Annotated in this window: 23 protein-coding genes; 11 read left to right on the top strand and 12 right to left on the bottom strand. The window is 59.6% G+C overall.

From position 1 onward, the window contains the following. The 4 genes from L1F30_RS15565 to L1F30_RS15550 form a co-directional block, all read right to left on the bottom strand. Entirely contained in the window at nt 1-786 is a 786-nt protein-coding gene (locus L1F30_RS15565) for an enoyl-CoA hydratase/isomerase family protein (RefSeq protein WP_253357612.1), read from the bottom strand. A 10-nt stretch (nt 787-796) separates the two neighbouring features. Further along, nucleotides 797-2,404, bottom strand: coding sequence for a carboxyl transferase domain-containing protein (locus tag L1F30_RS15560; RefSeq protein ID WP_253357610.1), 1,608 nt, complete (start codon nt 2,402-2,404; stop codon nt 797-799). 126 nt (nt 2,405-2,530) lie between these two features. Further along, entirely contained in the window at nt 2,531-3,700 is a 1,170-nt protein-coding gene (locus tag L1F30_RS15555; protein WP_253357608.1) for an isovaleryl-CoA dehydrogenase, read from the bottom strand. Nucleotides 3,701-3,740: 40 nt separating this feature from the next. Beyond that, nucleotides 3,741-4,118 carry a MerR family DNA-binding transcriptional regulator gene (locus L1F30_RS15550; protein WP_253357606.1) on the bottom strand — a complete coding sequence of 126 codons (378 nt, stop codon included), beginning with the start codon at nt 4,116-4,118 and terminating at the stop codon, nt 3,741-3,743. A gap of 209 nt (nt 4,119-4,327) precedes the next feature. Here L1F30_RS15550 and L1F30_RS15545 point away from each other — a divergent pair, with 209 nt between their 5' ends. Further along, nucleotides 4,328-5,170 carry a DUF2884 family protein gene (locus L1F30_RS15545; RefSeq protein WP_253357597.1) on the top strand — a complete coding sequence of 281 codons (843 nt, stop codon included), beginning with the start codon at nt 4,328-4,330 and terminating at the stop codon, nt 5,168-5,170. 23 nt (nt 5,171-5,193) lie between these two features. On the opposite strand, the gene L1F30_RS15540 is transcribed toward L1F30_RS15545, so the two are convergent. Further along, a complete protein-coding gene (locus L1F30_RS15540; RefSeq protein ID WP_253357595.1) occupies nt 5,194-6,294 on the bottom strand; it encodes a hypothetical protein in 1,101 nt (366 codons plus the stop codon). A gap of 120 nt (nt 6,295-6,414) precedes the next feature. On the opposite strand from L1F30_RS15540, the gene serB reads away from it, so the two are divergent. After that, on the top strand, nt 6,415-7,560 hold the full coding sequence (gene serB / locus L1F30_RS15535) for a phosphoserine phosphatase SerB (protein ID WP_253357593.1): 1,146 nt from the start codon (nt 6,415-6,417) through the stop codon (nt 7,558-7,560). A 57-nt stretch (nt 7,561-7,617) separates the two neighbouring features. Here serB and L1F30_RS15530 read toward each other — a convergent pair whose 3' ends face one another. The 7 genes from L1F30_RS15530 to L1F30_RS15500 form a co-directional block, all read right to left on the bottom strand. After that, nucleotides 7,618-9,717 (bottom strand): EAL domain-containing protein, encoded by a 2,100-nt coding sequence (locus tag L1F30_RS15530; RefSeq protein WP_253357591.1) that lies wholly within the window; start codon nt 9,715-9,717, stop codon nt 7,618-7,620. Nucleotides 9,718-9,871: 154 nt separating this feature from the next. After that, nucleotides 9,872-11,629 carry a hypothetical protein gene (locus tag L1F30_RS15525; protein ID WP_253357589.1) on the bottom strand — a complete coding sequence of 586 codons (1,758 nt, stop codon included), beginning with the start codon at nt 11,627-11,629 and terminating at the stop codon, nt 9,872-9,874. 252 nt (nt 11,630-11,881) lie between these two features. Continuing rightward, complete coding sequence (gene cysE, locus L1F30_RS15520; RefSeq protein WP_253357587.1) at nt 11,882-12,718, bottom strand: serine O-acetyltransferase; 837 nt, start codon at nt 12,716-12,718, stop codon at nt 11,882-11,884. Between the two features lie 89 nt (nt 12,719-12,807). Further along, nucleotides 12,808-13,395 (bottom strand): N-acetyltransferase, encoded by a 588-nt coding sequence (locus L1F30_RS15515; protein ID WP_253357585.1) that lies wholly within the window; start codon nt 13,393-13,395, stop codon nt 12,808-12,810. Between the two features lie 2 nt (nt 13,396-13,397). Further along, complete coding sequence (locus L1F30_RS15510; protein WP_253357583.1) at nt 13,398-14,378, bottom strand: serine/threonine protein kinase; 981 nt, start codon at nt 14,376-14,378, stop codon at nt 13,398-13,400. A 266-nt stretch (nt 14,379-14,644) separates the two neighbouring features. Further along, nucleotides 14,645-15,772: a beta-ketoacyl-ACP synthase III gene (locus L1F30_RS15505; RefSeq protein ID WP_253357581.1), complete on the bottom strand. Its 1,128-nt coding sequence runs from the start codon at nt 15,770-15,772 to the stop codon at nt 14,645-14,647. Between the two features lie 187 nt (nt 15,773-15,959). Beyond that, complete coding sequence (locus L1F30_RS15500; RefSeq protein WP_253357579.1) at nt 15,960-16,679, bottom strand: ComF family protein; 720 nt, start codon at nt 16,677-16,679, stop codon at nt 15,960-15,962. Between the two features lie 107 nt (nt 16,680-16,786). On the opposite strand from L1F30_RS15500, the gene bioB reads away from it, so the two are divergent. The 9 genes from bioB to L1F30_RS15455 all read left to right on the top strand — a co-directional run bounded on the left by bioB (nt 16,787) and on the right by L1F30_RS15455 (nt 25,533). Continuing rightward, nucleotides 16,787-17,845 (top strand): biotin synthase BioB, encoded by a 1,059-nt coding sequence (gene bioB / locus L1F30_RS15495; protein ID WP_253357577.1) that lies wholly within the window; start codon nt 16,787-16,789, stop codon nt 17,843-17,845. A gap of 6 nt (nt 17,846-17,851) precedes the next feature. Next, nucleotides 17,852-19,024 (top strand): 8-amino-7-oxononanoate synthase, encoded by a 1,173-nt coding sequence (bioF, locus tag L1F30_RS15490; protein ID WP_253357575.1) that lies wholly within the window; start codon nt 17,852-17,854, stop codon nt 19,022-19,024. Beyond that, a complete protein-coding gene (locus tag L1F30_RS15485) occupies nt 19,021-19,902 on the top strand; it encodes an alpha/beta fold hydrolase (RefSeq protein WP_253357573.1) in 882 nt (293 codons plus the stop codon). The genes bioF and L1F30_RS15485 overlap by 4 nt, the downstream gene beginning before the upstream one ends. Then, nucleotides 19,902-20,687 (top strand): malonyl-ACP O-methyltransferase BioC, encoded by a 786-nt coding sequence (bioC, locus tag L1F30_RS15480; protein ID WP_253357571.1) that lies wholly within the window; start codon nt 19,902-19,904, stop codon nt 20,685-20,687. Before L1F30_RS15485 ends, bioC begins: the two co-directional genes overlap by 1 nt. Before the next feature lie 187 nt (nt 20,688-20,874). Beyond that, complete coding sequence (locus L1F30_RS15475) at nt 20,875-21,294, top strand: arsenate reductase ArsC (protein ID WP_253357569.1); 420 nt, start codon at nt 20,875-20,877, stop codon at nt 21,292-21,294. 194 nt (nt 21,295-21,488) lie between these two features. Then, nucleotides 21,489-22,178 carry a dethiobiotin synthase gene (gene bioD, locus L1F30_RS15470; RefSeq protein ID WP_253357549.1) on the top strand — a complete coding sequence of 230 codons (690 nt, stop codon included), beginning with the start codon at nt 21,489-21,491 and terminating at the stop codon, nt 22,176-22,178. 185 nt (nt 22,179-22,363) lie between these two features. Further along, nucleotides 22,364-22,672, top strand: a complete 309-nt coding sequence (locus L1F30_RS15465; protein ID WP_253357547.1) for a hypothetical protein — start codon at nt 22,364-22,366, stop codon at nt 22,670-22,672. 13 nt (nt 22,673-22,685) lie between these two features. Continuing rightward, nucleotides 22,686-23,591 (top strand): putative metalloprotease CJM1_0395 family protein, encoded by a 906-nt coding sequence (locus tag L1F30_RS15460; protein ID WP_253357545.1) that lies wholly within the window; start codon nt 22,686-22,688, stop codon nt 23,589-23,591. Between the two features lie 151 nt (nt 23,592-23,742). Beyond that, a complete protein-coding gene (locus L1F30_RS15455; protein ID WP_253357543.1) occupies nt 23,743-25,533 on the top strand; it encodes an acyl-CoA dehydrogenase C-terminal domain-containing protein in 1,791 nt (596 codons plus the stop codon). Nucleotides 25,534-25,653 lie beyond the last annotated feature (120 nt).

Raw genomic sequence — 25,653 nt, 5'->3', positions numbered from 1 at the left:
TTAGTCGGCCGTTTGCCAGCGAGGGCTGCGCTTTTGCAAGAAGGCTTGCAGCCCCTCTTGCCCTTGTTCTGATACGCGAATGGCGGCAATGCGGGCGCTGGTGTCATCGATGAGCGATTGGGTAACGGGCCGGTTGGCCACGTCGAATACCAGTTGTTTGGCGGCGCTGAGCGCGGCCGGACTGTTGTTGAGCAGCTGGCTGATCAAATCGTTCAGGCAGGTATCGAGTTTGTCTTCGGCTTCCACCACGCTTACCAACCCAAGTGCCAAGGCTGTGCTGGCGTCAAAGCGCTCGGCGGTGAGGAAGTAGCGGCGCGCGGCCCGCTCGCCCATGGCGGCCACCACATAGGGGCTGATGGTGGCGGGAATCAGGCCGATTTTTACTTCACTTAAACAAAAACTTGCACGTGGGCCTGCGATGGCCAAATCGCAACAGCTCACCAACCCCACGGCGCCGCCGAAGGCTGCACCTTGCACCCGTGCCAGGGTGGGAAAGGGCAGGGTGTTTAAGGTGTGCAGCATATTGGCCAAGGCGTCGGCATCGGCGCGATTTTGCGCAAGGCTGTAGCTCGCCATGCGCTGCATCCAGCCGAGATCTGCGCCAGCGGAAAAGGATTTACCTTCCGCGGCCAACACCAGGGCGCGCACGGTTTTGTCGTCACGTGCCTGCTCGAAGGCTGACTGCAATTCGGCGATGACGCCATCGTCGAAGGCATTATGTTTATCAGCGCGATCGAGGGTGACGGTAACCACATTGCGCGCATCTTTTTGGTAGCGAATACTCATGGGTGGTGCCTCACATGCGGAACACGCCAAAGCGCGTGTCTTCGATGGTTTTATTGAGTGCAGCAGAGAGCGCAAGCCCTAGCACGCGGCGGGTATCGGCCGGGTCTATCACGCCGTCATCCCACAGGCGCGCCGAGGCATAGTAGGGGTGGCCCTGTTTTTCGTAGGTGTCTATCACCGGCTGCTTGAAGGCGGCCTCTTCTTCGGGTGTCCAGGATTCACCGGTTTTTTCCATTTGATCTTTTTTGATTTGCGCAAGCACACCGGCGGCTTGTTCACCGCCCATCACCGAGATGCGCGCGTTCGGCCACATGAACAAAAAGCGTGGGTCATAGGCGCGGCCACACATGCCGTAGTTGCCGGCGCCAAAGGAACCGCCAATGAGTACGGTGAGTTTTGGCACCTGGGCACAGGCCACCGCGGTTACCATTTTGGCGCCGTGCTTGGCGATGCCGCCGGCTTCATACTGGCGGCCCACCATGAAGCCCGTGATGTTTTGTAAAAATACCAGCGGGATTTTGCGCTGCGCGCACAGCTCTACAAAGTGCGCGCCCTTTTGCGCCGATTCCGAAAACAAAATGCCGTTGTTGGCCACAATGCCCACGGGGTAGCCGTAAATGCGCGCGAAGCCGCATACCAGTGTGGTGCCGTACAGGGCTTTGAATTCGTCGAATTCCGAGCCATCTACCACCCGCGCGATAATTTCGCGCACGTCGTAGGGCTTGCGGGTGTCTTTGGGGATGATGCCGTAGATTTCTTTCGCATCGTATAGCGGCTCAACCGGCTCGCGCACATCCAATTGTGCGGGCTTGGTGCGGTTTAGCCGGCCCACGGCGTTGCGCACCAGTTCCAGCGCGTGGTGATCGTTGCGGGCGAAGTGATCGGCAACGCCCGAGGTGCGGCAGTGCACATCGGCGCCGCCTAAATCTTCAGCAGAAACCACTTCACCGGTGGCGGCTTTTACCAGCGGCGGGCCGCCTAAAAAGATGGTGCCTTGCTCTTTAACAATGATGGATTCATCGGCCATGGCCGGCACATAGGCGCCGCCTGCGGTACACGAGCCCATCACTGCGGCAATTTGCGCAATACCTTTGGCCGACATATTGGCCTGATTAAAAAAGATGCGCCCGAAGTGCTCGCGATCGGGAAAAACATCGTCTTGGCGTGGCAGGTTGGCGCCGCCGGAATCTACCAGATAAATGCAGGGCAAATTATTCTGGTCGGCAATGGTTTGTGCGCGCAGGTGCTTTTTGACAGACAGCGGGTAATAGGAGCCGCCTTTTACCGTGGCATCGTTGGCCACAATGATGCACTCCTGGCCGTTCACCCGGCCGATACCGGTAATCACGCCTGCGGCAGGTACGTGATCGTCGTACACCTCAAAGGCTGCCAGCGGCGAGAGTTCCAGAAACGGCGAGCCGGCATCGAGTAGGGCATCTATGCGTTCGCGCGCGAGCAGTTTACCGCGCGCTGTGTGCCGTGCCTGGGCCTTTTCTCCACCGCCTTGATGGATTTCGGCCAAGGTGTTGTTGAGGTCTTCAACCTGCGCCTGCAAATGCTCGGCATTGGCAAGAAAATCTTCCGCGCGCGGATTGATAGCGGATTTGATGATGGGCATATCAGGAACGCTCCTTTGTCGCTCACAGGGTACAGTTGACAGCTAACAGGACGGCCGCGGTGGCAGGTTGCCACGGGGCTGAAGTGCGTTTTTCCTGTTAACTGTACTCTGCACGCTGAATACTTTTTATTTTGTTTCGTTAAACAGCTCGCGGCCGATGAGCATGCGGCGGATCTCGCTGGTGCCTGCCCCAATTTCATAGAGCTTGGCATCGCGCAGCAAACGGCCGGTGGGGAATTCGTTGATGTAGCCGTTGCCGCCCAATAACTGGATGGCATCGAGCGCCATTTTGGTTGCCATTTCAGCGGTGTACAAAATCACAGCCGCGGCATCTTTGCGGGATTCTTCACCGCGATCACAGGCCTTGGCCACATTGTACAAATAGGATTTCGAGGCGTTCATGCCGGCGTACATGTCGGCCACTTTGCCCTGCACCAACTGGAACTGGCCGATGGATTGATTGAACTGTTTGCGGTCGTGAATGTAGGGCACCACTATGTCCATGCAGGCGCTCATGATGCCGGTGGGGCCGCCCGAGAGTACGGTGCGCTCGTAGTCCAGCCCGCTCATGAGCACCGCCACGCCACGGCCTTCACCGCCGAGAATGTTTTCCTCTGGCACTTCGCAATCCTGAAATACCAGCTCGCAGGTGTTCGAGCCGCGCATGCCGAGTTTGTCGAGCTTTTGATGACGCGAAAAGCCCGGGAAGTCGCGCTCGACAATGAAGGCCGTGATGCCCTTCGAGCCTGCGGCCACATCGGTTTTGGCGTAGATCACATAGGTGTGGGCATCGGGGCCGTTGGTAATCCACATTTTGTTGCCGTTAAGAATGTAGCGATCGCCTTTTTTCTCGGCGCGCAATTTCATAGAGACAACATCTGAGCCGGCGTTGGGTTCACTCATGGCCAGCGCGCCAATGTGCTCGCCCGAACACAGCTTGGGCAAATATTTTTGCTTTTGTGCCTCGGTGCCGTTTTTGTGAATCTGGTTTACGCACAGGTTCGAGTGGGCGCCGTAGGAAAGGCCCACCGAGGCGCTGGCGCGGGAGATTTCTTCCATGGCTACCACGTGGGCCAGGTAGCCCATGTTGGTGCCGCCGTACTCTTCGGCCACGGTCATGCCCAATAGGCCCATGTCGCCGAACTTCTTCCACATATCCATGGGAAATTCGTTGTCGGCATCAATTTGTGCCGCGCGCGGGGCCAGCTCGCCCTGGGCGAATTGGTAGACGGAGTCGCGCAGCATGTCGATGTCTTCGCCTAGGCCAAAGTTCAACGTGGGGTAGGGAAAGCTCATGGGGTGTCCTCTCGAAATAGGTGTTTTTAGTGTTGTCAGGTTAGACGTTGGCCGCCAATGCTTCCTGGCAGCGCGTTTCGGCGTCGTCCAGTTCGGCCAGCATGATGTCGATATCGCGTTTTTGCGCCTCCAGGGCCTGGCGGCGCTCCTGGATCTTGTTGATCAGCCGGGTGAGCTGGGCGGCGTTGTTGGAGCCGGGGTTGTACATGCCGATGATCTCGCCGCTTTCTTCAAGGCTCAGGCCCAGGCGCTTGCCGCGCAGAATCAGCTTCAGCTTCACGCGGTCTGCGTGGTTGTACAGGCGCGCCTGGCCCCGGCGTTCGGGCGCCAGCAGGCCCTTGTCTTCGTAAAAGCGGATGGCGCGGGTGGTGATGTCGAACTCGCGCGCCAAGTCGGAAATGCTGTAAACCTTGTCCATGGGGGCTCCGTGGTCTGCCTGGGCAAACTCTAGCGCAGGTTTACGTTAACGTAAAGGTAAGCTTTGTGCTAAGCCCGTTGCTGCAAAGCACTGGCAGCCATAAGGTCACGGTTCACCGGCAGGCGCCGGCCATTGGCCGATTTGCAGTGTCGGTTGGCCGCCGGTTGTGGTCTTCTAGGCTCAAATAACTTTTCAGGGAGAAAACGATCATGCACCTACTTGGGCAATTGGCGAGTCATGTGGTTTTGGGGGCGGCTTTGTTGCTGCCGGGCGCGGCTTGGGCCGGTGTGGATATGGGGCTGAAAAACTGCCAGGTGCGGTTTGCCAGCGATTTTGCCGTCAAGCCCTCCGGTGTGCACTCAACCCAGGGCGATGCCGTGTACCTGTTTAAGCCCGATGGCGAAGTACGGGTAAATGGCGCGTCGCTCTCGCTATCGGGCCAGCAGCGCCAATTGGTGGCTAGCTACACAGGCGGTTTGCAGCAGTTTATGCCGGATTTGGTGGCCTTTGTGGCCGATACCCTGCGCACCGTGGGTGCGGCCATGGGGCACGCAATGGCCGGTGTATTCGGTGCAGACAGCGAGCCTGCCAAAAAGATTGAGGCATCGCTTGCGCAATCACAGGCGCGGCTTACCGCAAGCCTTGCGGAGCACCCCGGCGAATACCATGTGGTGAACGATCAGCTGGATGTGCTCGATAGCGCCTTCGATGAAGACTTCGAGCGCTCGGTGGAAGAGGCGGTGGAATCCTCTATGGGCAGCGTGATGGCCATGCTCGGCTCGGCGCTGTTTGGCGAGGGCAGCTTTGAGGAGCGCATGGCAAGCTTTGGCGAGAAGATGGAAAATTTCGGCGAGCAGGTAGAGCGCGAAATGGAGGCCAAAACCCCGGCCATCGAGCAGCGTGGCGACGCCTTATGCAAACAGGCCGAGGCCATTGAGGAAATGGAATACCGCCTGCGTGAAACCATTCCCGAGCTTGCTCACTACCGCCTGATGGACAGCCGCAAAAAGGCCCGTGAGGCGGCGCAAGGTGGCGAGCAGCGCGCCCAATAGCGCGCGTGATTTCGCGTTTGGCCTTAGCGTTCGGCTGAGGCCAGGCTCGCCAGTTGGGCCAATTGATTTTCCAGCAATTTTTTATACGGCGGCAGCACCTGTTCTACCCGGGCGCTGCGCTGGTCTGCGCGCGCGGCAAATTGGGCGCGTTCAGACAGGGACTCATCCAACAGCTTTACGGAAATAATGGTGGCACGCATGCCGCCCGGTTTAAGCTGATGCGCATACTGGGATTTTAAATTCGCACTGGCCTCAAAGGGCAAAATGCGTGCACCCAACTGCAGCGCCAGCTCGCTGTGTTCACTCAGTGAATGCAATAGCTCGGCGCTGCAAATGGCGTTGAAGCTGGCATCTGAGGTGCGCGCCTCGGTGAACATCAGGGTGAGTTGATGATTCTGCAGGCCCAGGCTTTCGCCACCGTACAGTGCAATCACGCCTTGCAGTTGCCGCTCAAAGCGCTCCAGTAATTGCTTGAAGGCCTCGCCGTTGAGTTCTGTGTGCAGCTGCTCCAGGTTGAGTAGGTCGAGCGTCAGGGTGACTTTGCTATCGGGCGCACTCGGGGCGGGTGCTGCGGGTTCGGGCTCCGGGAAATCCGGGTGCCGGTAGAGGCTTGCGGCAATGGCGGTAAGCGCCAGCAGTGCGGCCAGGGTGAGTGCCAGACGCCCGTACAAACGGTGGCGATTGGCTCGTGCGGTATCGGCACTCACCGTCACGGTAATGTAACCGGCCACGCTGTCTTGCAGTACCACCGGCGCTGAAAAGTGCAGGCTGCGCGGATTGGTGGTGTGGCCGCTTTGCACCAGCAGGCGATTTTCCACGTCGTGCACGGTGGCGCCTTCTACATCAAGGTTTTCCGTTAAATCTGCCAAGAGGGCGGTGAGGCTTACGCGATCTTGATTGAGCATGGCCGATTCCGCCTGCTCGGCGGCCAAATTGGCCAGTGCCTGGCCGTAGCGCTGCGAAACCGACTGGGTTTGCTGCTCGAAATGCACATGCAATTGCCAGCCACAGGCAAGCAGGGCCGCCAACGACAGCGCAAGGGTAAAGGCAAACGGGTGCATGCGGGCCAGCAGGCGAGTGAGTGGCGCGAGTGAGCCGGTTTTATTGTTGTTGGTGTGCGTCATAGGCCTGTCAATAATCACCCAAATCGGGCGTAAAAGGCCGCCTAGTTTAGCCTATTGCGTGCTGAAAACTATATAATGCCGCCTCATTTAGCACTTCCTCCGGCACGGGCCCCACGTTACATGAACAGCCTCTACCTTTCTTGCTTTCACAATCGCTACCCCTTGATCGATGTTCTCAATCAACTGGCCCAGCTGCCCATTAATGCGCAGGTGCTGGAGGCTAGCCCCCATGAGGTGGGTTTCAGCCTGCGCGTGCAGTGTGACGAGCAGGGCGATGCGCAGGCACTGCAAACGTCTTTGTTGGCCCTGTGGCCCGATATGAGCGTGCAGGTGCAAGCGGGAACGCCCGGGCCTTGCACCTTTGTGGCCGTGTTGATGGCGCCGGTGTTGCAAGCCAAACATCTGGCGCAATTGGTTGAAGCGGCCGCCACCCAGGGGCTCAGTTTGTTGGGTGCCCGCAGCCTGGCCGCCCGCGCCGAAGACCGCCAGGCCTGGCAGTTGCGTTTTGCCGGCGAGGCCGATTTGGTGCAGGCGCGCGCGGTTGTACGCGCACTGGCTGATCGCCTGCGGGTAGATATCAACCTGACACCGCGCAATGTGTTCGGCCGCCAGGGCGGTTTGATTTGCTTCGATATGGATTCAACCCTCATAAAGGCCGAGTGCATTGATGAGCTGGCCGCGGCTGCCGGCATTGGTGAGCAGGTGTCTGCCATCACTGCCGCAGCCATGCGCGGCGAGCTGGATTTTCGCGAAAGTTTCAGCCGTCGCATGGCGTTGCTGAACGGTTTGCCGGAATCTGAGCTGAGCAAGATTGCCGAGCGCATCGAGCTGATGGACGGCGCCAAAACTTTGGTGAATACCTTAAAGGCGCGCGGTTTTCACACGGCCATTTTAAGTGGTGGCTTTGTGTATTTTGCAGAAAAAATTCAGGCGCGCCTGGGCATCGATGAAATTCACGCGAACGCGCTGGAAATTGTGGATGGCAAGGTTACTGGCCGGGTCACCGGCACGGTGGTGGACGGCCAGCGCAAGGCGGAATTAATTCAGCAAATTGCCAAAGCGCGCGGTGTGGCGCTGGCGCAGGTTATTGCCGTGGGTGACGGAGCCAACGATTTACCCATGCTTTCGCTTGCGGGTATGGGGGTTGCCATTCACGCAAAGCCTTTGGTGCGCGCCTCGGCGGATTTTGCCATTAGCACCTTGGGCCTTGAATCCTTGTGTTACTTGCTGGGAATGGAAGACGACGATTTGATTCGCGAGCCTTAAGCAGGCCGCCTGCACGAATAAAAAATGGCGCCAAATGGCGCCATTTTTTATGGGCGATTAGCCATCCATGCTGAAATCGTAATTCATGCCTTCAGTGGGGCCTTGCAGGTAATGGCCCTGAATATAGTGCACGCCGCTCTGCCAGAGGGTAGATAAAACGTTGGCGTTTTCCACAAAGGGCACCACGGTAATCTTCTCGAGCTTGTGCAGTTCTTTAATGAGGTTGGTGAGAGTTTCTGCACCCTCGTTGCCGCTTTGAACATCCTGGGTAAAGCTGCCGTCTACTTTGATGTAGTGCGCCGGTACATGCTTTAAGGTGTTGAAGTGATTCATGGCGCAGCCGAAGCCTGCAATGGAGAGGTGGGTCTTCAGTTTCTCAAGGCCTGCACACAGCGCTTTGGCGGCGTTCATGTGACTGGTGACATCGCTTTCACGCACCTGGAACATAATCGCATCGGCGGGCAATTTGGCCGCTTTAAACGCCACGCCCAGCCAGGGTACCAGGCTTTCGTCGGTGAGCGAGTGGCGGCTGAGATTGACCACAAGGCTTGTGTTGTTCCCCTTGGCGCGGTGCTCGGAGAGCATTTTGATGGATTCGAGAATCACCCAGCGGTCGATCTTGGTGGTGGCACCAATGGATTCGGCGGCCTCCAGAAATTTGCCCGGCTCAATTTTACTGCCGTCTTCATCCATCATGCGCAAGAGCACTTCGTATAGCTCGTTTTCATTGCCGCGCAGGCTGATGATGGGTTGGAACAACAGCTTGAACTGGTTGTTATCCACCGCCCGTTGCAGTGCGCGGGCGATGTCCAGGCCTGCGGCGTCTGTGTCGGTGAGTTTGGGCTCAAACAGCTTGGCATCATTGCCGGCGCCGGCCTCGCCTTTTTTGCGCACCTCTTCAATGGCTTGCAGTGCCTGGTCGATGGCCGTTTCGGCATCTTTGCTGGCTTCGGTCACCAGTGACAGGCCGGCGGTAACGGTAAATTGCACCGTGGTGCCGTCGATATCAAATACGGTTTCGGCCACTTCGGCGCACAATTGTTTGGCGCGCTGCAGGTGTTTGTCGGCGCTGGTGCCGGGCGAGAGCAGTGCGAAGGTGTCGTCGTTAAAGCGCGCCAGCAACTCGCCTTCACGCTGATGTTTTTCAATGGTTTTGGCGAGTTTTTTAATGGCGCCATCGGCCACGCTGACGCCGTGGGCGGCTTCAACGCGATCAAAGAAAGAATCTGCTTCTATGTAGGTGAGGGTGGCACCGGTTTCGCCTTCGGCGGCTTTGTCTACTGCGTGCTCGAGCTTTTCCAGGAAGTACAGGCGGTTGAACAGGCCGGTTTGTACATCGGTTTGTTTGATTTCCTGCAGCTGCGCTTCGAGTACTTCGTTGTTCTCTTTGCTGGCGCGCATCACCAGTTGAATACAGGGCTCTTCATCGAAGATGGCGTGAATTACTTCCAGGGTGAAGGCTTGTTGCTTGCCCGAGTGGTGCAGGCCTTCAAAGCTCACCTCGGTGGATTCTGCCTCTTCACCTTTGAGGGTAAATTCCTTTAAAAACTGTTTGGTGCGATCGCGATCTTTGGCAGCCACCAAATCGATGGTGGGCATGCACAGCACGTCGTCTGGATCTTCGTAGCCGAAGCGCTCGGAAAAGCTTTGGTTAACGTATAAGAACATGCCGTCTTGCACATAGGCCACAGCGTCGCGCGAGCTGTCTAGCAGTTGCTGGCTGCGGCGCTCGGCCTCTTTGAATTTGCGATCGGCCTTGCGACGGGCCTGGCGGTGTTCGCGGTTTTCAAGCTCGCGGGTAACCACCAGCAGCAGGTGCTGATCTTCATCCATGCGCACTACATCCACCGCGCCCAGGCGCAGGCCGTCTACGATGGCGTGCGAGCCCTCTTCTTCGGTTTGTAAGATTACCGGAATGTCTTTGTTCAGGCGTTTGATCTGACGGGTTGCGTTAGCGGCGGGCAATTGCTCGCTGTCGGCCTGGCCGATGGCGAGATCCCAGGTGTGCTCTTGCAAGAGCTTGACCAAACCTTCTTCACTATCGACATGCTGGGCGCGGGTGTTGCGGCCGGCATTGTTCAGCATACTAATGAGGCGCTCGGCTTCTGCGCGGCTGTCGTTAATGATCAGTAGTCTGATGGTGTCGTTGGGATTCATATTGCCTTTTAAGTCTTTGTCCTGGTGACGGAGTGCACCAAGCCAGTCATATTACGTAATCTGTGTGGCGGCTCAAGTTAAGGCCGCAGGCGCTCTGGTGCGGGCTTATTGAACTGTGTGCTGGTTCCCGCTTTTCCTCTTTGGGCGTTGCAAATTATTTGTCTTTCCATACGGAAGAATAGTCTTCCTGGCCTTGCGTGGCGCCTTTTTTCTCCTGTTTACCGGCGTCGAGCACGCGGTAGGTAAACTGGCTGAAAGAACCAGTGGCAAACAATCGCTTGGTGAGCTGGTAGCGGCCTTCGCCCTCGGCATCGCGCACGCGCACTTTGCAGTATTCAACAAAGGGCAGGTTGTCGGTAATGATGGTGGCGGGTTGGTTGACCGATTTCAGCTGCTGGATTTTCAGCGCCCGCATGTAGGGTGTTTTCTCGCCCGTGACCTGCAGCATGGAAACCGCGCTCGGTTGGGCGTGGGGAGCAATTACCTGCACGCCCAGCTCCGTGGTGCCGCCGGCTTGGCGGATCCAGCGCACGGCGGCCACGGCCCACTTGAGCCGGCCCGGTTCGCGCACGCCGATCAAATCGCCCGCGCGCAGCTTTTCCATGCTGTCTACGTTCCAGTTCAGGCAGTAGCCGCCGGGGCTGGTGTCCACAATCTTGATGTGATGCACCGGCGCTATTTGAATCTCGTCTTCGGCGTCTTCATCCCAGTCTTCAATGAAATCCATGGTGGGCAGCGCGCCGAAGGCACCGGCCGAGGCGCTGTTGGCGAAGGGGTCTTCTTCTGCCTCGGGCGTGGCTTTGGGGGCGCTGGTGTCGTGCCGGCTCAAGAAGTCGGCAAACTCCAATTCGCTGGCACTGTGGTAGTGCAGGTTGATCATGCCCACGGTCACTTGCAGCTCGCCCTGGGTGAGGCGGCGCTCAAAGGCGCGCTGGCGCATCACCGACCAGCTGGCGCACAGGTGTTCCACCAATTGCGAGGGCATGTTGTTGGGAATGCGCACAATGGCGTTGTCTTCGTCTTTGATTTCCAGCTGGCGCCGCAGGGCGGTTACGAGCTCTTCCAGGCCCAGCTCAAAGACCGCTGCTGGGTCATTGGCGTGCAACCGGTCTTTGTATACCGGTGGAATATCGTCGTGCGGGTCTACCGCGAACAGGCGGCTATCGCTTGCTTCTGCGTGCATGTCTACCAGTGGCACCCACAGCTCCAGTGCATCAAAGGTGTGCTGCACCTCCTGTTGGCGCATCTGGTTGGGGCGTGCACAGGCCAAGAGCAGCGCGCGCAGGTAGGTGTGCTCCAGCTGCATGGCGGGCACATATTCGAGCCGGTTGTCGGCCACCAGCGAGTGCTCGCGTTCATAGAGCTTGGCGATTTGATACAGGGTGTGTAGCTCCACCCAAACGCCATTGGGCACGGGCGTGTAGAGTTGGTAGCCGCGCATCACCATCAGTGCCAGGCCATTCATGGCGCGCTGCAGGGCGAGATCGAATTGCGCCAGTTGGCTGGCTTTGGGCTTGCTTTTGGCAAGATCGCGCACCACCACCAGGTAGCTGTTGGTGAGGTGCTTTTGCAGGGCCTGGGCCACAATGGCGGTTTTAACGGCGCCCTCGGGCAGAATAATGGGCTGATTCAAAAAGTTGCGGCCCAGGCCCTGAATGCACTGTTGCACGTAGGGGCGCACGCCTTCGAGCATTTCGAGCCGGTTGATTGGGTCGATTTTCAGGCGAGCGATGTCCGGCAGCGCGGTGTAGAGCTGTACGCTGGTAAAGCTGACGCGCGTGGCGGGCAGGGATTCCGCCCACGCCTTGACGTCGGCGGCCTTGGTGCCGTGGCAAAACCCCAGTTTCTCTAGGGTTTGGGCAGGCAGCTTAAGCCGGCCAAGCAGGGGTGCTAAGGTTTCGTCAGAACTCATGAGTGCTACTTTTTATTCGTCCATGAGAGAAGTATAGGGAGCGCAACCACACTCTGCCCGATGACTTCCTGGTGTTTTTTTATTGGTGCTCGCTCTTTATAACCACTTCGTTGGCAGCGCAATTGCCACAGGGCGCCGGCAACGCAGAAAACCCGGCCATTGTAATGTCAATGCCAAGGGCCTGCCGTTAACATCCCTCAATTTTCTGTGGTCTTTCGTGCTGCACGATAGTACCGAAAAATGAATAAGGCGTCAGCTATTCTCTGGGCAATCACCCTGGCAGGCCAGCTCGTGATTCATGTCTAGCGCAGGCGACTCCGTCAGGCAGCGGCCCACCAGCACCGCCGGCACGCCGGCCACGGTGGTGTGCGGGGCTACGGCTTTAAGCACAACGCTGCCGGCGCCGATCTTCGCGCCTTCGCCAATTTCAATGTTGCCAAGTACCGTGGCCCCGGCGCTGATCAGCACGCCCTGGCGCACCTTGGGGTGCCGGTCGCCGGATTCCTTGCCGGTGCCGCCCAGGGTGACCGACTGCATGATAGAGACGTTGTCTTCCACCACGGCGGTTTCGCCAATCACAATGCCGGTGGCGTGATCGAGCATGATGCCCTTGCCGATGCGCGCCGCCGGATGGATGTCTACGGCGAATACCTGCGAGATACGATTTTGCAAAAACAATGCCAGTGACCTGCGCCCCTGCCCCCACAGCCAGTGGGCAAAGCGGTAACTCTGCAGCGCATGAAAGCCTTTGTAGTACAAAAACGGCGCCGCCAGCGAACAGCAGGCGGAATCGCGGGTGTCGATGGCGAACAGGTCGGCGCGGGCGGCCTCGGCGATGGCCGGGGTGTGGGCCAGGGCTTCGGTAATCACTTCGCGCACCATCATGGCCGGGGCCATGGGGCTGTCTAGCTTGTTGGCCAGGTGAAAACTGAGGGCGGCCTCGAAGGTGTCGTGGTTGAGGATGGTGGCGTGCAGGAACGAGGCCAATATGGGCTCTTCGTCGGCCTGGGCACGGGTTTGCTCGCAGATGCGCGTCCACACCGGGTCTGTGGAGTTGGCGGCGGGCGTGGCCAACGATAATGGCTTCATGGCAAACCTCGTGCAAGCGAAAGGCCTATTATGGCCTGTGTAACGGCTGTCGGCAAAGACCCGCGGTGACTAGCCGCGCCTGGTGCGGGTTAAAGGGCTTTGATCAGGGTGCTGTGATCGGCAAGGCCCGGTATTTGGCTTGTGCGGTGCTCGTGCAGGGTAAAGCCATAGCGGCGGTAGAGGGCTTCGGCGCGCGGGTTGCTGGCCGCCACATCGAGGCTCAGCTGGCCAAGGCCCAGGGCGTGCGCCCGCTCGCTGGCAAAATCCAGCAGCCGGGTGCCCAGGCCTTGGCCCTGGCTGTCGGGAGCTACGGCCAGGTGGGCGATGTGCAGGCTGTGCTCGGGCGGCGCGGGAATCAGCTTTTCAACCTTGAGCCCGCGCAACAGTACCAGCGGTGCCCGCCAGCCGGCCCAGCATACAATGGCCGCCATGTTGGCATTCTGGCGTTGCAGGTGCTCGCTGCGTTGGAACAGGCTCACCGTAGCCGCCACCCCGGTTTTGGATTGCGCCACGAAGTGGGTGCGGTGGCCAAAGCTGCCCTCGGCATCGGGCAGGGCGCTGGCCAGAAAGCCCGGGGCGTCGGCCAGGAACACGTAATCGAAGGCCACCGGCCCCGAGCTGTACACGAGTGGCACCATGGCCTGGCAGTGGGCGGCGGTGGCCGCGATGATCGTCATGGTCAGAATAACCGCAGGGGCTCCTCTTGCAGGGCTGCCAATTGCTCCCGTAACTCTAGTATGTGTTCGGCCCAGTAGCGCTCGCTGTTAAACCAGGGGAACGCCATGGGGAAGGCCGGGTCGTGCCAGCGCTTCGCGAGCCACGCACTGTAATGCATGATGCGCAGGCTGCGCAGGGCTTCAATGAACTGTAGCTCGCGCGGGTCGAATTCACCAAACAGCTCATAGCCCTCCACAATTTCAGAGAGCTGGGCAAGTTGCTGCTGGCGATCGCCCGACAGCAGCATCCAGATGTCTTGCACGGCAGGGCCGGTGCGCGCATCGTCGAAATCCACCAGATGCGGCGTATCGTCGCGCCAGAGAATATTGCCCGGGTGGCAATCGCCATGCAGGCGGATCTGCCGTGGCGTGAAGTTGGCAAAGGTGGCCTCTATGCCGGCCAGTAAATCGCGGCACAGGCTGGTGTAGGCGGGCAGCAGCGACTTTGGCATAAAGCCCTCGGTCAGCAGGGCCACGGCGTCGTAGCCGTAGCTTTGGATATCAAGTGCCGGGCGGGCATTGAAGGCGCGGGCAGCGCCCACTGTGTGCAGCCGCCCGAGCGCCCGCCCGAGCGCTTGCAGGTGGTCGAAGTTCTCAAGTTCCGGCGCGTGGCCGCCCTGGCGGCGAAACAGTGCAAATTCGAAGCCGTCAAAGGGGTGCAGGGTGAGGCCTGCGGCGTCGGCCAGTGGTGGCACCACCGACAGGCCGGCCTCGGCCAGCTCCTGGGTGAACTGGTGCTCTTCAAGAATCTGCTCGCGGCTCCAGCGGTCGGGCCGGTAAAACTTGGCAATGAGCGGCTGCTCGCCCTCAATGCCCACCTGGTAGACGCGGTTTTCATAGCTGTTGAGGGCAAATACCCGTGCATCGGTAAGCCGGCCGGTAGACTCCACGGCGTCCATCACGGCATCGGGGGTCAAGCGGGCAAAGGGGTGGGGTTGGGTCATAGTGAGCCTGTTGTGTGCCCGGGGGCGATTAGGGCCATTGGTTGGCCGCGGTTGTCGCGCTGTGCGATGTTTGCTGCGGGCCAGTGTAATGGGAAACGGCGTGCGAATGCGGGATTGGCAGGTTTCTTTTTGCCGTTTTAGAGCTTGGCGCCGTGCAGATTCTTGGCGGTTGCGGGCAGCGTGTTGTTCGAAGGGCAGTGTTGCGAGGCTGATCAGGGGGCAATCCAGTGCAAGGCGGCGGCCCGGCTTGCACTGGCAGGCAGTGGTTAGCGCTTGCGCAACACCAGGCTGCCGATGGAGTAGCCTGCGCCGAACGAGCAGAGCACGCCGGTGTCGCCGGCTGTCAGGTCTTCGTGGTGCAAATTAAAGGCGATCAGCGAGCCCGCCGAGGCGGTATTGGCGTAGCGATCCAGCACCACGGGTGCTTCATCGGCGCTGGCATCGCGGCCCAAGAGCTTTTTCACAATCAATGTGTTCATGTTGATGTTGGCCTGGTGCAACCACCAGCGGCGCACATCCTGGGTGCTGAGCCCCAGGCTCTCAAGCTGGCTGCTCATGTGTTCGGCAGCCATAGGGCATACTTCCTTGAACACCTTGCGGCCATTTTGGTGAAACAGGTTGTCGGCGCCGAAGGGCTCTGTGTCGTGGGCGCGGGCGGTGTAGCCGAAGTTTGAGCGGATGTTGTTGGAGTAGCTGGTAACCGCTTTGATGTTCAGAATGTCGTAGCTGTGCGCGCTGGTGCAGGTGTCGGCGCGCTCAATCACCATGGCGGTGGCCACGTCGCCAAAAATGAAGTGGCTGTCGCGGTCGGTAAAGTTTAATTGTGGTGAGGTGAGCTCCGGGTTGATCACCAACACCGCGCGCGCAGAGCCTGCGGCCACGGCGTCGTAGGCGCGGTGCAGGCCGAAGGTGGCGGCCGAGCAGGCCACCAGCATATCGAAACCGTAACCTGCAATGCCCAGTGCCGCCTGCACTTCAATGGCTATGGCGGGGTATGAGCGCTGGGTGTAGGCGCAAGACACAATCACGGCGTCTATGTCTTCGGGCGTTTTGTTGGCAGCCTCTAGCGCTTTTTTAGCCGCCGCGAGTGCCATCTCGGCCTGGTGGCTCAGCTCGTCGTCGGCGCGCGGGGCAATGCGGGGCGTCATGCGGTCTACATCGCAGATGCCTTCTTTTTCGAGCACATAGCGGCTCTTGATGCCCGAGGCCTTCTCGATGAACTCGGCGCTTGAGTGGGGCTTGGCCTCCAGGTCGCCTGCGGCAATGGCATCGGCGTGCTGGGCGTTGTATTTGTCGGCCCAGCGGTTGTAGGCCTCAACCAGTTCTTCGTTGGTGATGCTGTGGCTTGGGGTCCAGAGGCCGCTGCCGCTGATGACAATAGATGGGGTGCTCATAAGATACTGCCTGTGAATTGCGTCTGCCCGATGGGCGTGCCGGGGTGGCCAGTGATCGGCCACCGCTAGGGTTATGGTCGAAAATTGTCGCCCAAGGCGTGCGGCCAGTCCAGTTGCAGGGCGCGATGATCTTGGTGTTCTGGATTTCTGCTGTGGGCGCTTTGGCCATTTTCGGCTGACCTGTGAGTCACGGTGTGCGCGCGATCATCCAGATATCCACCCGCTTCGCGCCAGCATCTTGCAGGATCTTCGCCAAAGTGGCCGCCGTGGCGCCGGTGGTCATCACGTCGTCTACCAGCGCCAGGTGCGCCGCCGGTGCCGGGCCTGTGATGTAAAACTGCTGTTGCAGGTTCTTGAGCCGCGCCCGCCGCCCAAGGCCCTGCTGGCTTTGCCCCTGTCGGCGCCCAAGCAGTGTGGCTGTGGCACCAATGCCCAGTGCGCCGCCAAGGCACCGGGCCAGTTGCTCCGTTTGATTGAAGCCGCGCTGCATGCGTTTGGCGGTGGAAACCGGCACTGGCACCAGCCGCTGGGGCCAATCGTCGTGTGCATAGGCAGCGCGCAGGTAGCCCAGCAGCTGCGGGGCCAGAAACGGCAGCAACCGCTGGTCGCCCCGGTGTTTCCAGCGGTTGATCAGGCCCGCCAAGGGGGCCTGGTAGCTGTAGGGGGCCACCGCTTTGGCAAAGGCGGGTGGGTGCTTTTGGCAGTTGGGGCACTCGGTGAATTGGCACTGGGGCAGCGCGCAGCGCGGGCAAGCGCCCAGGTTCACGGGTAGCTCGTCGGCGCAATGGGCGCATAACAGGCCGCAGCTCTGGGCACTGCACAGCAGGCAGCGGCTGGGCAGGCGGCAGATTTGCTGTTGCAGAGCGTGGGCGAGCCTGTGGGCAAAAAGGGGTAGTAAGGGCGGCATCCGTGCGCTCCTGTGGGATTAGTTAACCGGAAAATCCAATTTGGTTGACAGCGCCAGGGCCACGCAAGACAATGCCCGCCAACTCCGATTGATACAGAGAATAGCCCATGAGTGCCCAGGCCAATACCCCCATTCGCCACGACTGGACCCGCGCAGAAGTTCTGGCGTTGTTTCAGTTGCCGTTTGCCGATTTGATGTACCAGGCACAAACGGTGCACCGCACCTTCTTTGACCCCAATCAGGTACAGGTGAGCACCCTGTGCTCTATCAAAACCGGCGCCTGCCCGGAAGACTGCGCCTACTGCCCCCAATCGGCCCGCTACGACACTGGCCTTGAGCGCGAAAAGCTCATGAAGGTGGAGAAGGTGATAGAAGAAGCGCGCGCGGCCAAAGCCAGCGGCGCCACCCGCTTCTGCATGGGCGCGGCCTGGCGTTCCCCCAAGGGCAAAGACATGCCCTACGTGACCGATATGGTTAAAGGCGTGAAGGCGCTGGGGCTTGAAACCTGTATGACGCTCGGCATGCTGAACGAAGATCAGGCCAAGGGCCTGGCCGAGGCGGGGCTGGATTACTACAACCACAACCTCGATACCTCGCCCGAGTTCTACGGCGACATCATCACCACCCGCACCTATCAAGACCGCCTGGAAACCCTGGCTAACGTGCGCAAAGCGGGCATGAAAGTATGCTGCGGCGGCATTGTGGGCATGGGTGAAGAAGAGGGCGACCGTGCGGGCCTGTTGATCCAGCTGGCCAACATGGCCGAGCACCCGGAATCTGTGCCGGTTAATATGCTGGTGAAGGTAGAGGGCACGCCGCTGGCCGAGCAGGCCGATTTAGACCCCTTCGATTTTATTCGCACCATTGCCGTTGCGCGCATCATGATGCCGAAATCCCACGTGCGGTTATCTGCCGGGCGCGAAGACATGAACGAGCAAATGCAGGCCATGGCCTTTTTAGCCGGTGCCAACTCCATTTTCTACGGCGAAAAATTGCTCACCACACCCAACCCCGAGGCCAGCAAAGACCGCCAGCTGTTCAAGCGCCTGGGTATTCACCAGGAGTCTTACGAGATTCACCAAGACGAGCAAGAACAAGAAGCCGCGGTGTATCAGGCATTGGAAGCCAGCCACAACGATCAGTTCTTCTACGACGCCGCCAAGTAAGGCGCCATGCACGAGTGGTTAAGCGAGCAGCTGGCGCGCCGCCGGGCGGCGGATCTATACCGCACGCGGCGCGAACTGGGCTCGCCCCAACAGCCTAACGTCACCGTTGACGGGCGCCCGGCACTGGCCTTTTGCGCCAACGATTATCTGGGCCTTGCCAATCACCCCGAGGTTAAGCGCGCCTTTATTCAGGCCGCCGAACGCTACGGCGTGGGCAGCGGCGCCTCGCATTTGGTGTGCGGCCACTCGCACGAACATCACGCATTGGAACAAGAGCTGGCGGCCTTTACCGGGCGCGCGCGCGCGCTCATTTTCTCAACCGGTTACATGGCCAATGTTGGCGTGATTAACGCGTTGGTTGAAAAAGGCGATGCAGTGTTTGAAGACAAACTCAATCACGCCTCGCTGCTCGATGGCGGCCTGTCATCGGGCGCAAAGTTTCAGCGCTTTTTACACAACGATGTCGCCCAGCTTGCGCAAAAACTGCGTGCCAGTGAACAGGCAAAAAAACTGGTAGTGGTAGACGGCGTGTTCAGCATGGATGGCGATCTGGCGCCCCTCGATGAGTTGGCCTCACTGTGCGCGCGCGAGCGCGCCTGGTTGATGGTAGACGATGCCCACGGCCTGGGCGTGCTCGGCAACAACGGCGGCGGCTGTGCAGAAGTATTTAATTTAAACGAGCAGCAGCTGCCCGTGCTCATGGGCACCTTCGGCAAAGCCTTTGGCACCTTTGGCGCGTTTGTGGCGGGCAGCGAGGAATTGATCGAAACGCTCATTCAACTTACCCGCACTTACATCTACACCACCGCCCTGCCACCGGCGGTGGCCGCAGCCACGCGCGCCAGTTTAAAACTTATTCAAACCGAACCCTGGCGGCGCGAAAAATTGCAGGCGCTCATTGCCGAGTTTCGCACCGGCGCCCAGGCGCTCGGGCTACAGCTGATGAATTCGCACACGCCCATCCAGCCTATTGTGGTGGGCAGTGCCGCCACGGTAATGAGCTGGTCTGAACAGCTCATGCAGCGCGGCCTGTGGGTGGGTGCCATTCGCCCGCCCACGGTGGCGCCAGGCAGTGCGCGGCTGCGGGTGACCTTGTCGGCTGAACACAGCTCGGCACAGGTGCAGCAGTTGTTGAGCGCACTGGCCGACATTCAGTCGCAAACCGGTGATCATTCATGAGCGCGCAGGCCTTGCACGTACAATACCTGCAGCCGCAATCGGTAGATGGCGCGCGCCTTGTGTGCTTGCATGGCTGGGGCTTTGATCATCAAAGCCTGCGCCCGCTCGCGCGCGAGCTTCAGGCCAATAGTGCATTGCAAATTGAACTCATAGATTTACCGGGTTTTGGCTTATCGCCACCGCCTGTGTGTGCCGCTGAGGGCGCCACAAATGTTGATGCATCGCTAAACGAGTGGGCCGCAGCCACAGTGGCATTGCTTGCCAGGCACATTGCCCAAGATGCGCGCCCGGTTTATTTATTGGGTTGGTCTTTGGGTGGGCAGCTGGCGTTACACCTTGCCCGGCAGGCGCGCGTTGAAGGCGTGTTTACCCTTGCCGCCAACGTGCAGTTTTGTGCACAGCCCCACTGGCCGGATGCAATGGACGCCGCGCACTACCACGCCTTTGTAAGCGGCTTTGCAGATAAGCCCGCCATTACGTTAAAACGCTTTAGCCAATTGGTGGCCGCAGGCGGTAGCGGTTTGGGCGTGAAAGCCTTGCGCGAATACGCCTCGGCCCACAATTTTGATAACCCCGCACAGCTGCGCGCATGGCTGCAGGCACTGCAGGCGTTAGCGGCATTGGATGCCACTGCAGCACCCATTGATGTGCCCGTGCACATGGCCTTTGGCGAGCTAGACGCCTTGGTGCCAAACCGGGTGATGGCCGCGCTGGATTGCGCACCTTTCAGCCAGCAGTGGCCTGCGCGTTCGCTCACGCAATTTGAAGGATGTGGCCACGATTTACCGCTGGCGGCACCTGGCCAAGTGGCCGCCTGGGTGCTTGCGCGCCTGCCGCAAAACTGCCGTACATTGCAACCAGCCGGGGCAAGTGTTTAATGCAGCGCGATAAATTTTCTGTGGCGGCCTCGTTCAGCAATGCCGCCCCCAGTTACGATTCTGTTGCGCAACTGCAGCGCTGTGTGGGCAATGAACTGATGGGCTTTTTGGACGCCGCGCACCCGTGCAAGCGCCTTGTGGATTTGGGCTCGGGCACCGGATTTTTTACCGAGAAATTACTCGCCCGCTACCCAGAGGCGCAGGTGCTGGGGCTCGATATTGCGCCGGGCATGTTGCGCTACGCGCGCGCGCAGCGTGCCCCGGGCCTTGGCTGGGTGGGCGGCGATATGGAAGCCCTGCCCTTTGGTAGTGGCTCCATTGATGTGTTTTTCTCGAGCCTGGCTGTGCAGTGGTGCGAAAATTTACCGGCGTTTTTTACCGAGGTGGCGCGCGCGCTGGTACCGGGTGGCCGTGTGCTACTGGCCACACTGGGCCCGCAAACCCTGTGTGAATTGCGCGACAGTTGGCGCAAGGTAGATCACTACACGCATGTGAATGAATTCGACAGTGCTGCCACTCTCACGCACGCCTATACCCGGGCGGGGCTTGTGCAGCGCGCTTGGCGTGCAGAGCCGCGGGTGATGTACTACCCAAGCCTGCGCGAGCTCACCCACGAGCTAAAAGCCCTGGGCGCGCACAACGTTAATCGCGAGCGCGCACCGGGGTTAACGGGCCGGCAGAAAATAAAAAAATTGCGCGAGGCCTATGAACACTACCGCACGCCCAAGGGCTTGCCAGCCAGCTACGATGTGTATTGGCTGGTACTGGAAAAACCTGCCGGTTAATACCGGCCTGTACACCTGTTATCGCCACAGCGGGTACAAGTGCACATGGCTTCAGATGTAAATGGCCTCTCACGCAGGTTTGCCGCGTTCAGGCGCGCGTGTGGTGGCTGTTGGCATCAGTGGCCCTTGCGTGAAAAATTCGAAATGCCAAACCGGGCTCCGTGAAAATCCAACGCGTGCAACTTCTATGAAAACACTTTTGTTTGTTTGCATTCACAACAGCGCACGCTCGCAAATGGCCGAGGCCTTTGCCAGGCAATATGGCGCAGGTAAAGTACAGGCATTTAGCGCAGGCCTGACACCCGGCCAGCTAAATCCGGTGGTGGTGGCCGCCATGGCCGAGCTGGGGGTGGACATCAGCCATCGCCCGTGTCGCAGTGTGGATGAACACCTGGCGCAATACGGTGCCCCCGATGTGATGATTGCCGTGTGCGATGCCGCCAGTGCCGAGCGCTGCCCGCATTTGCCGGGTGTAGAAATGATGCACTGGCATTTTGCAGACCCTTCATCGTTTACCGGCACTTTGGATGCAAAGCTTGCAGCCACTCGCCGGGTGCGCGATGCCATTGGCGCGCGGGTAAAAGCCTGGTGTGAAAGTCTGGCCTAGGCCATTGCTGCGCCCAATTTTCATGCCGCGAGTTTTATGGCGCACCAGTGGGCCCGATGCTTGTGGTACAACAGCTTTTGATGATTTAAAAAGCGTTTCGAACATTGTTTCAGTGTGTTGTGTGAGGCGGCTTTAAAAATTTAGCGCACGAAAAGTGCGGGTAAACCCAATATATAAATTACAGAGAGCAAGTAATGGCTAAAACGTTTTTTGTCACCGGTACCGATACCGATGCCGGTAAAACACGGGTGGCCTGCGGGTTGCTGGCGGCGGCCAAGGCGCAGGGGTTCAGCACAGCCGCGGTTAAGCCCGTGGCCTCTGGCTGCGAGGCAACGGCCGCGGGCCTGCGCAACAGCGATGCACTGGCATTGCATGAGCAGTGCACGCTGTCGCTCGTGTACGAGCAGGTAAACCCCATTGCCCTGGCCCCGGCCATTGCCCCGCACATAGCCGCGGCACAGGCCGGGCGGGTATTGAGTGTGGATCGGCTGGCGGGCCTGTGCCGGGGTGTGATGATGAGCCGTGCCGACCTCACCATTATCGAGGGCGCGGGCGGCTGGCGGGTGCCCTTGAACCCCAGCGAAAATCTCTCAGACCTGGCGCGGTTGCTGGAGCTGCCGGTGATTCTGGTAGTGGGCATGAAGCTCGGTTGTATTAACCACGCCCTGCTTACCTACGAGGCCTTAGTGCGCGATGGCATAAGGGTGGCGGGCTGGGTGGCCAACCAAATTCAGCCAGACATGGCCGTGTATGCCGAAAACCTGGCAACCCTCAAGGCCCGGCTGCCGGCGCCTTTACTTGGCGAGGTACCGCACTTGGCCCACCCGAGTGCCGAGGCAGTGGCGGGCCATTTGGATCTGGCGCCACTGGCACTGGCAGGCTAGCGGATTGGCCTTATAGGCTAGTTGGTTATTAAGAAGGCTTTTTTGGGTCTAATTAATATTAAAGGCGGCAGCATATTGCCGCTTGTTGTCTGTTTTTTGAACAGCGCTTTGATAGAATCGTTGGTAAGTCTGCCCCTGCTGAAAGCGTGAGGGTGAAACCTGCAAGATCACCAACGAGGTGCCCGATGCAAGTGAACGCGTCTTCTACATCTGTACTCAATCAAGGCCTGCAAGGCTTGCAAAAAAGCCAGCAGGAAATTCAACGCTCGGCCAACGACATAGCCCAGGCGGGGCTAGATACCCAGCCGGCCACGGCCCAGCCCGCCAGTGCGCAACCGGCAGAAGCCGGTAGCCAGCAGCAGGTGGCGCCCTCACAGGATGTGATCGAGCCGCTGATCAACCTGCGCCGCCAGGAGCAGCTGTTTAACGCCAATGCGCAGGTGGTGAAAACCGCCGATGAAACACTCGGCAGCCTGCTGGATGTAAAAGCCTAGTGAGTAAATGTAAGTGAACATTAACTTACCGCCCAATTTCGGCAATATGGTTTCGCCCTTCAACCCGCTGGGGCGTACGCCTGTGGGTGAGCAAGAGCAAGACGGCCGCCCCACAACGTTTAAGGCTGTGGAGGAAGGGGCGGAAACGGCCCGCGCTGAAAACCGCACCCGCGAAGACGACACCCACCGCGAACAAGCCCTGGGCGACAATAAACCCCGTACGGCCGCGGGCAGCCGCAGTGGATCCGAAGATGCCGAGGCCGTTGCCGGGCCGGGCAGTGCGCCTGCCCAAGTGGCGGTGTCAGGCGCTGGTGCGCTGGCAGAAGATCAAAGCGCGAGCGAGCGCATTGAGGCCGAGCAAGAGCAGCGTGAAATTGCAGAGCTCGCCGCACGCGATCGCGAAGTGCGCGCCCACGAACGCGCCCATGCCGCTGTAGGTGGGCAACACACGGGTGCGCCGCAATACACCTATGTGCGAGGCCCAGATGGCGTGGCCTACGCAGTCTCTGGCGAGGTCTCGGTGCGCCTTGGCGCCATTGCTGGCAACCCCGAGGCCACCCTGCAAAAGGCCGAACAAATTCAGCAGGCTGCACTGGCCCCGGCAGACCCATCGGCACAAGACCGGCTGATAGCTGCAAAAGCCGCCCAGCTGGCAGAACAGGCCCGTGCCGATATTCGGGCAGCGGAGCAACAGGCCCGCCAAGAGCAAGAGGCGGCCCGCGCCGAGCAGCGTGAAGCGCGCGCCGAGCAAGAACGCCAAGACGAGCAGGCCCGCGAGGCCCGTGAGCAGTTACAGGCCGAGCAACGCCTGCGCGAGGCAGAGCGCCAGCGGGCTGTGGAGCTTAGTCAGCGCTTACTTCGCATTGGTGTAGAGCCCGGCCCACGCGCCCCGGGTGAGCTGCTGGATCAGCGCGTTTAACCGAAACCCCTCCCCATGAGTGATCCCTCCCCTTGACGGGCTCGTATACTCTGAGTATCGTTCAAACGTTTGTTTTAATTATTGGCTGAATATTAGCCAGTTGGTGAGAGCCAGCTAGGCTTGCAATAGGCAACAACAGCGGAGAGTCATCATGGCAGATTATCAGGCCCCCTTGCGGGACATGCGTTTCGTTCTCAATGAAGTTTTTGAGGCAGACAAGCTGTGGGCCTCTATGCCGCGTCTGGCGGAAACCGTAGACGGCGAAACCGCCGAGGCCATTCTGGAAGAGGCCGGTAAAATTGCCGCCGGCAGCCTTGCGCCCTTAAACCGCGAAGCCGATGAAGCCGGTTGCCAGTGGAGCGACGGTGAAGTTTCCACGCCTGAAGGTTTCAAAGAGGTGTATCAGCTGTTGGCCGAAGGTGGCTGGATGGGCCTGGGTGGCAACCCGGAATACGGCGGTATGGGTATGCCTAAAATGCTGGTGGCCCAGTTTGAAGAGATGATGCAGGCCGCGTGCATGTCCTTTGGCCTTTCGCCCATGCTGAATGCCGGTGCCTGCGTTTCCATTGATTACCACGCAACCGAAGAGCTCAAGCAAACCTACCTGCCGAAAATGTACGCAGGCACTTGGGCCGGTGCCATGGATCTCACCGAACCCCACGCGGGCACCGACCTCGGCATTATCCGCACCAAGGCCGAGCCCAACGATGACGGCTCTTACAGCATCACCGGCACCAAGATTTTTATCACTTGGGGTGAGCACGACATGGCCGAGAACATCATTCACCTGGTGCTGGCCAAACTGCCCGACGCGCCCGCCGGGCCCAAGGGGATTTCGCTGTTTCTGGTGCCCAAGGTACTCGTTAATGACGATGGATCCTTAGGCGAGCGCAACGCCGTGGCCTGTGGCTCCATTGAAAAGAAAATGGGTATCAAGGCCTCGGCCACCTGTGTGATGAACTTCGATGGCGCCAAGGGCTGGCTGGTGGGCGAGCTCAACAAGGGCCTGGCCTGCATGTTTACCATGATGAACTACGAGCGCGTGGGGGTAGGCATTCAGGGCCTGGGCGCGGCTGAGGCGTCCTACCAGAGTGCGGTGGCCTACGCCAAAGAGCGCCTGCAAAGCCGCTCGCCCGAGGGCGCGCAAAACCCCGACAAAGCGGCAGACCCAATCATTGTGCACCCCGACGTGCGCCGCATGCTGATGATCCAGCGCGCCTTTAATGAAGCCGGCCGCGCCTTTTCCACCTACGCCGCCCGCTGGTTGGATATCAGCAAATACAGCGATGACGACACAGACCGCACCAAGGCTGAAAACATGGTGGCGTTGCTGACGCCCGTGGTGAAGGCCTTTATTACCGATAAAGCCCTGGAGTGCGCCATTCACGGCCAGCAGGTATTCGGCGGCCACGGCTTTATTCGCGAGTGGGGCCAGGAGCAGTTGGTGCGCGACATTCGCATCACCCAGATTTACGAGGGCACCAACGGCATTCAGGCCTTGGACCTCATGGGCCGTAAAACCGTAATGAACGGCGGCGAGTTTGTGCGCGAGTACATTGCAGAAATCGAGGCCTTTATTGCCGCGAGCAAAGGCTCGGCAGCCGATGAATTCGCCATGGCCCTGAGCGACCAATTGGCAAACCTGGGCCAGGTAACCGATGCGGTAATCAGCAAGGCGAAAGCGGGCGACAAGCACGCCGTGGGAGCTGCGGCGGTTGATTACCTGCACCTGTTTGGCTACGTGAGCTATGCCTACATGTGGGCCAAAATGGCCAAGGTGGCCGGTAGCCAGCTGGAGGGGCCGGATGCCGACTACTACCAGGCAAAAATTAAAACTGCGCGCTTTTTCTACCAGCGCCTGCTGCCACAAACCCGCGCCCTCACCGAGCAGATTCTTGCCGGTGGCGATTCAATGATGGCGCTTGGCGAACACCAGTTCTGAGTTTCCAGCGAAACTTGTCTGGGCGCTTCGGCGCCCTTTTTTTTGCCCGGCGCTTGCACCCACTCACAGTGCGTGATTTTGCGGTAGGGTTATACTTTGAGCTGGTTTCTTGGGAATGAG

It is taken from the genome of Simiduia sp. 21SJ11W-1, assembly GCF_024138675.1.
Taxonomy (GTDB): domain Bacteria; phylum Pseudomonadota; class Gammaproteobacteria; order Pseudomonadales; family Cellvibrionaceae; genus Simiduia.
The sequence above is the reverse complement of the archived record's forward strand: the minus strand, read 5'-3'. Positions and strand labels throughout refer to the sequence as shown.

What these genes read in the sequence shown, in the direction of transcription:
- L1F30_RS15505 (WP_253357581.1), bottom strand. Translation starts at nt 15,772, where the DNA reads ATGAGCACCCCATCTATTGTCATCAGCGGCAGCGGCCTCTGGACCCCA.
- L1F30_RS15540 (WP_253357595.1), bottom strand. Translation starts at nt 6,294, where the DNA reads ATGACGCACACCAACAACAATAAAACCGGCTCACTCGCGCCACTCACT.
- L1F30_RS15565 (WP_253357612.1), bottom strand. Translation starts at nt 786, where the DNA reads ATGAGTATTCGCTACCAAAAAGATGCGCGCAATGTGGTTACCGTCACC.
- L1F30_RS15545 (WP_253357597.1), top strand. Translation starts at nt 4,328, where the DNA reads ATGCACCTACTTGGGCAATTGGCGAGTCATGTGGTTTTGGGGGCGGCT.
- L1F30_RS15455 (WP_253357543.1), top strand. Translation starts at nt 23,743, where the DNA reads ATGGCAGATTATCAGGCCCCCTTGCGGGACATGCGTTTCGTTCTCAAT.
- bioC (WP_253357571.1), top strand. Translation starts at nt 19,902, where the DNA reads ATGCAGCGCGATAAATTTTCTGTGGCGGCCTCGTTCAGCAATGCCGCC.
- L1F30_RS15465 (WP_253357547.1), top strand. Translation starts at nt 22,364, where the DNA reads ATGCAAGTGAACGCGTCTTCTACATCTGTACTCAATCAAGGCCTGCAA.
- bioD (WP_253357549.1), top strand. Translation starts at nt 21,489, where the DNA reads ATGGCTAAAACGTTTTTTGTCACCGGTACCGATACCGATGCCGGTAAA.
- L1F30_RS15530 (WP_253357591.1), bottom strand. Translation starts at nt 9,717, where the DNA reads ATGAATCCCAACGACACCATCAGACTACTGATCATTAACGACAGCCGC.
- L1F30_RS15515 (WP_253357585.1), bottom strand. Translation starts at nt 13,395, where the DNA reads ATGACGATCATCGCGGCCACCGCCGCCCACTGCCAGGCCATGGTGCCA.
- bioF (WP_253357575.1), top strand. Translation starts at nt 17,852, where the DNA reads ATGCACGAGTGGTTAAGCGAGCAGCTGGCGCGCCGCCGGGCGGCGGAT.
- L1F30_RS15510 (WP_253357583.1), bottom strand. Translation starts at nt 14,378, where the DNA reads ATGACCCAACCCCACCCCTTTGCCCGCTTGACCCCCGATGCCGTGATG.
- L1F30_RS15500 (WP_253357579.1), bottom strand. Translation starts at nt 16,679, where the DNA reads ATGCCGCCCTTACTACCCCTTTTTGCCCACAGGCTCGCCCACGCTCTG.
- L1F30_RS15525 (WP_253357589.1), bottom strand. Translation starts at nt 11,629, where the DNA reads ATGAGTTCTGACGAAACCTTAGCACCCCTGCTTGGCCGGCTTAAGCTG.
- bioB (WP_253357577.1), top strand. Translation starts at nt 16,787, where the DNA reads ATGAGTGCCCAGGCCAATACCCCCATTCGCCACGACTGGACCCGCGCA.
- L1F30_RS15560 (WP_253357610.1), bottom strand. Translation starts at nt 2,404, where the DNA reads ATGCCCATCATCAAATCCGCTATCAATCCGCGCGCGGAAGATTTTCTT.
- L1F30_RS15550 (WP_253357606.1), bottom strand. Translation starts at nt 4,118, where the DNA reads ATGGACAAGGTTTACAGCATTTCCGACTTGGCGCGCGAGTTCGACATC.
- L1F30_RS15475 (WP_253357569.1), top strand. Translation starts at nt 20,875, where the DNA reads ATGAAAACACTTTTGTTTGTTTGCATTCACAACAGCGCACGCTCGCAA.
- cysE (WP_253357587.1), bottom strand. Translation starts at nt 12,718, where the DNA reads ATGAAGCCATTATCGTTGGCCACGCCCGCCGCCAACTCCACAGACCCG.
- L1F30_RS15555 (WP_253357608.1), bottom strand. Translation starts at nt 3,700, where the DNA reads ATGAGCTTTCCCTACCCCACGTTGAACTTTGGCCTAGGCGAAGACATC.
- L1F30_RS15485 (WP_253357573.1), top strand. Translation starts at nt 19,021, where the DNA reads ATGAGCGCGCAGGCCTTGCACGTACAATACCTGCAGCCGCAATCGGTA.
- serB (WP_253357593.1), top strand. Translation starts at nt 6,415, where the DNA reads ATGAACAGCCTCTACCTTTCTTGCTTTCACAATCGCTACCCCTTGATC.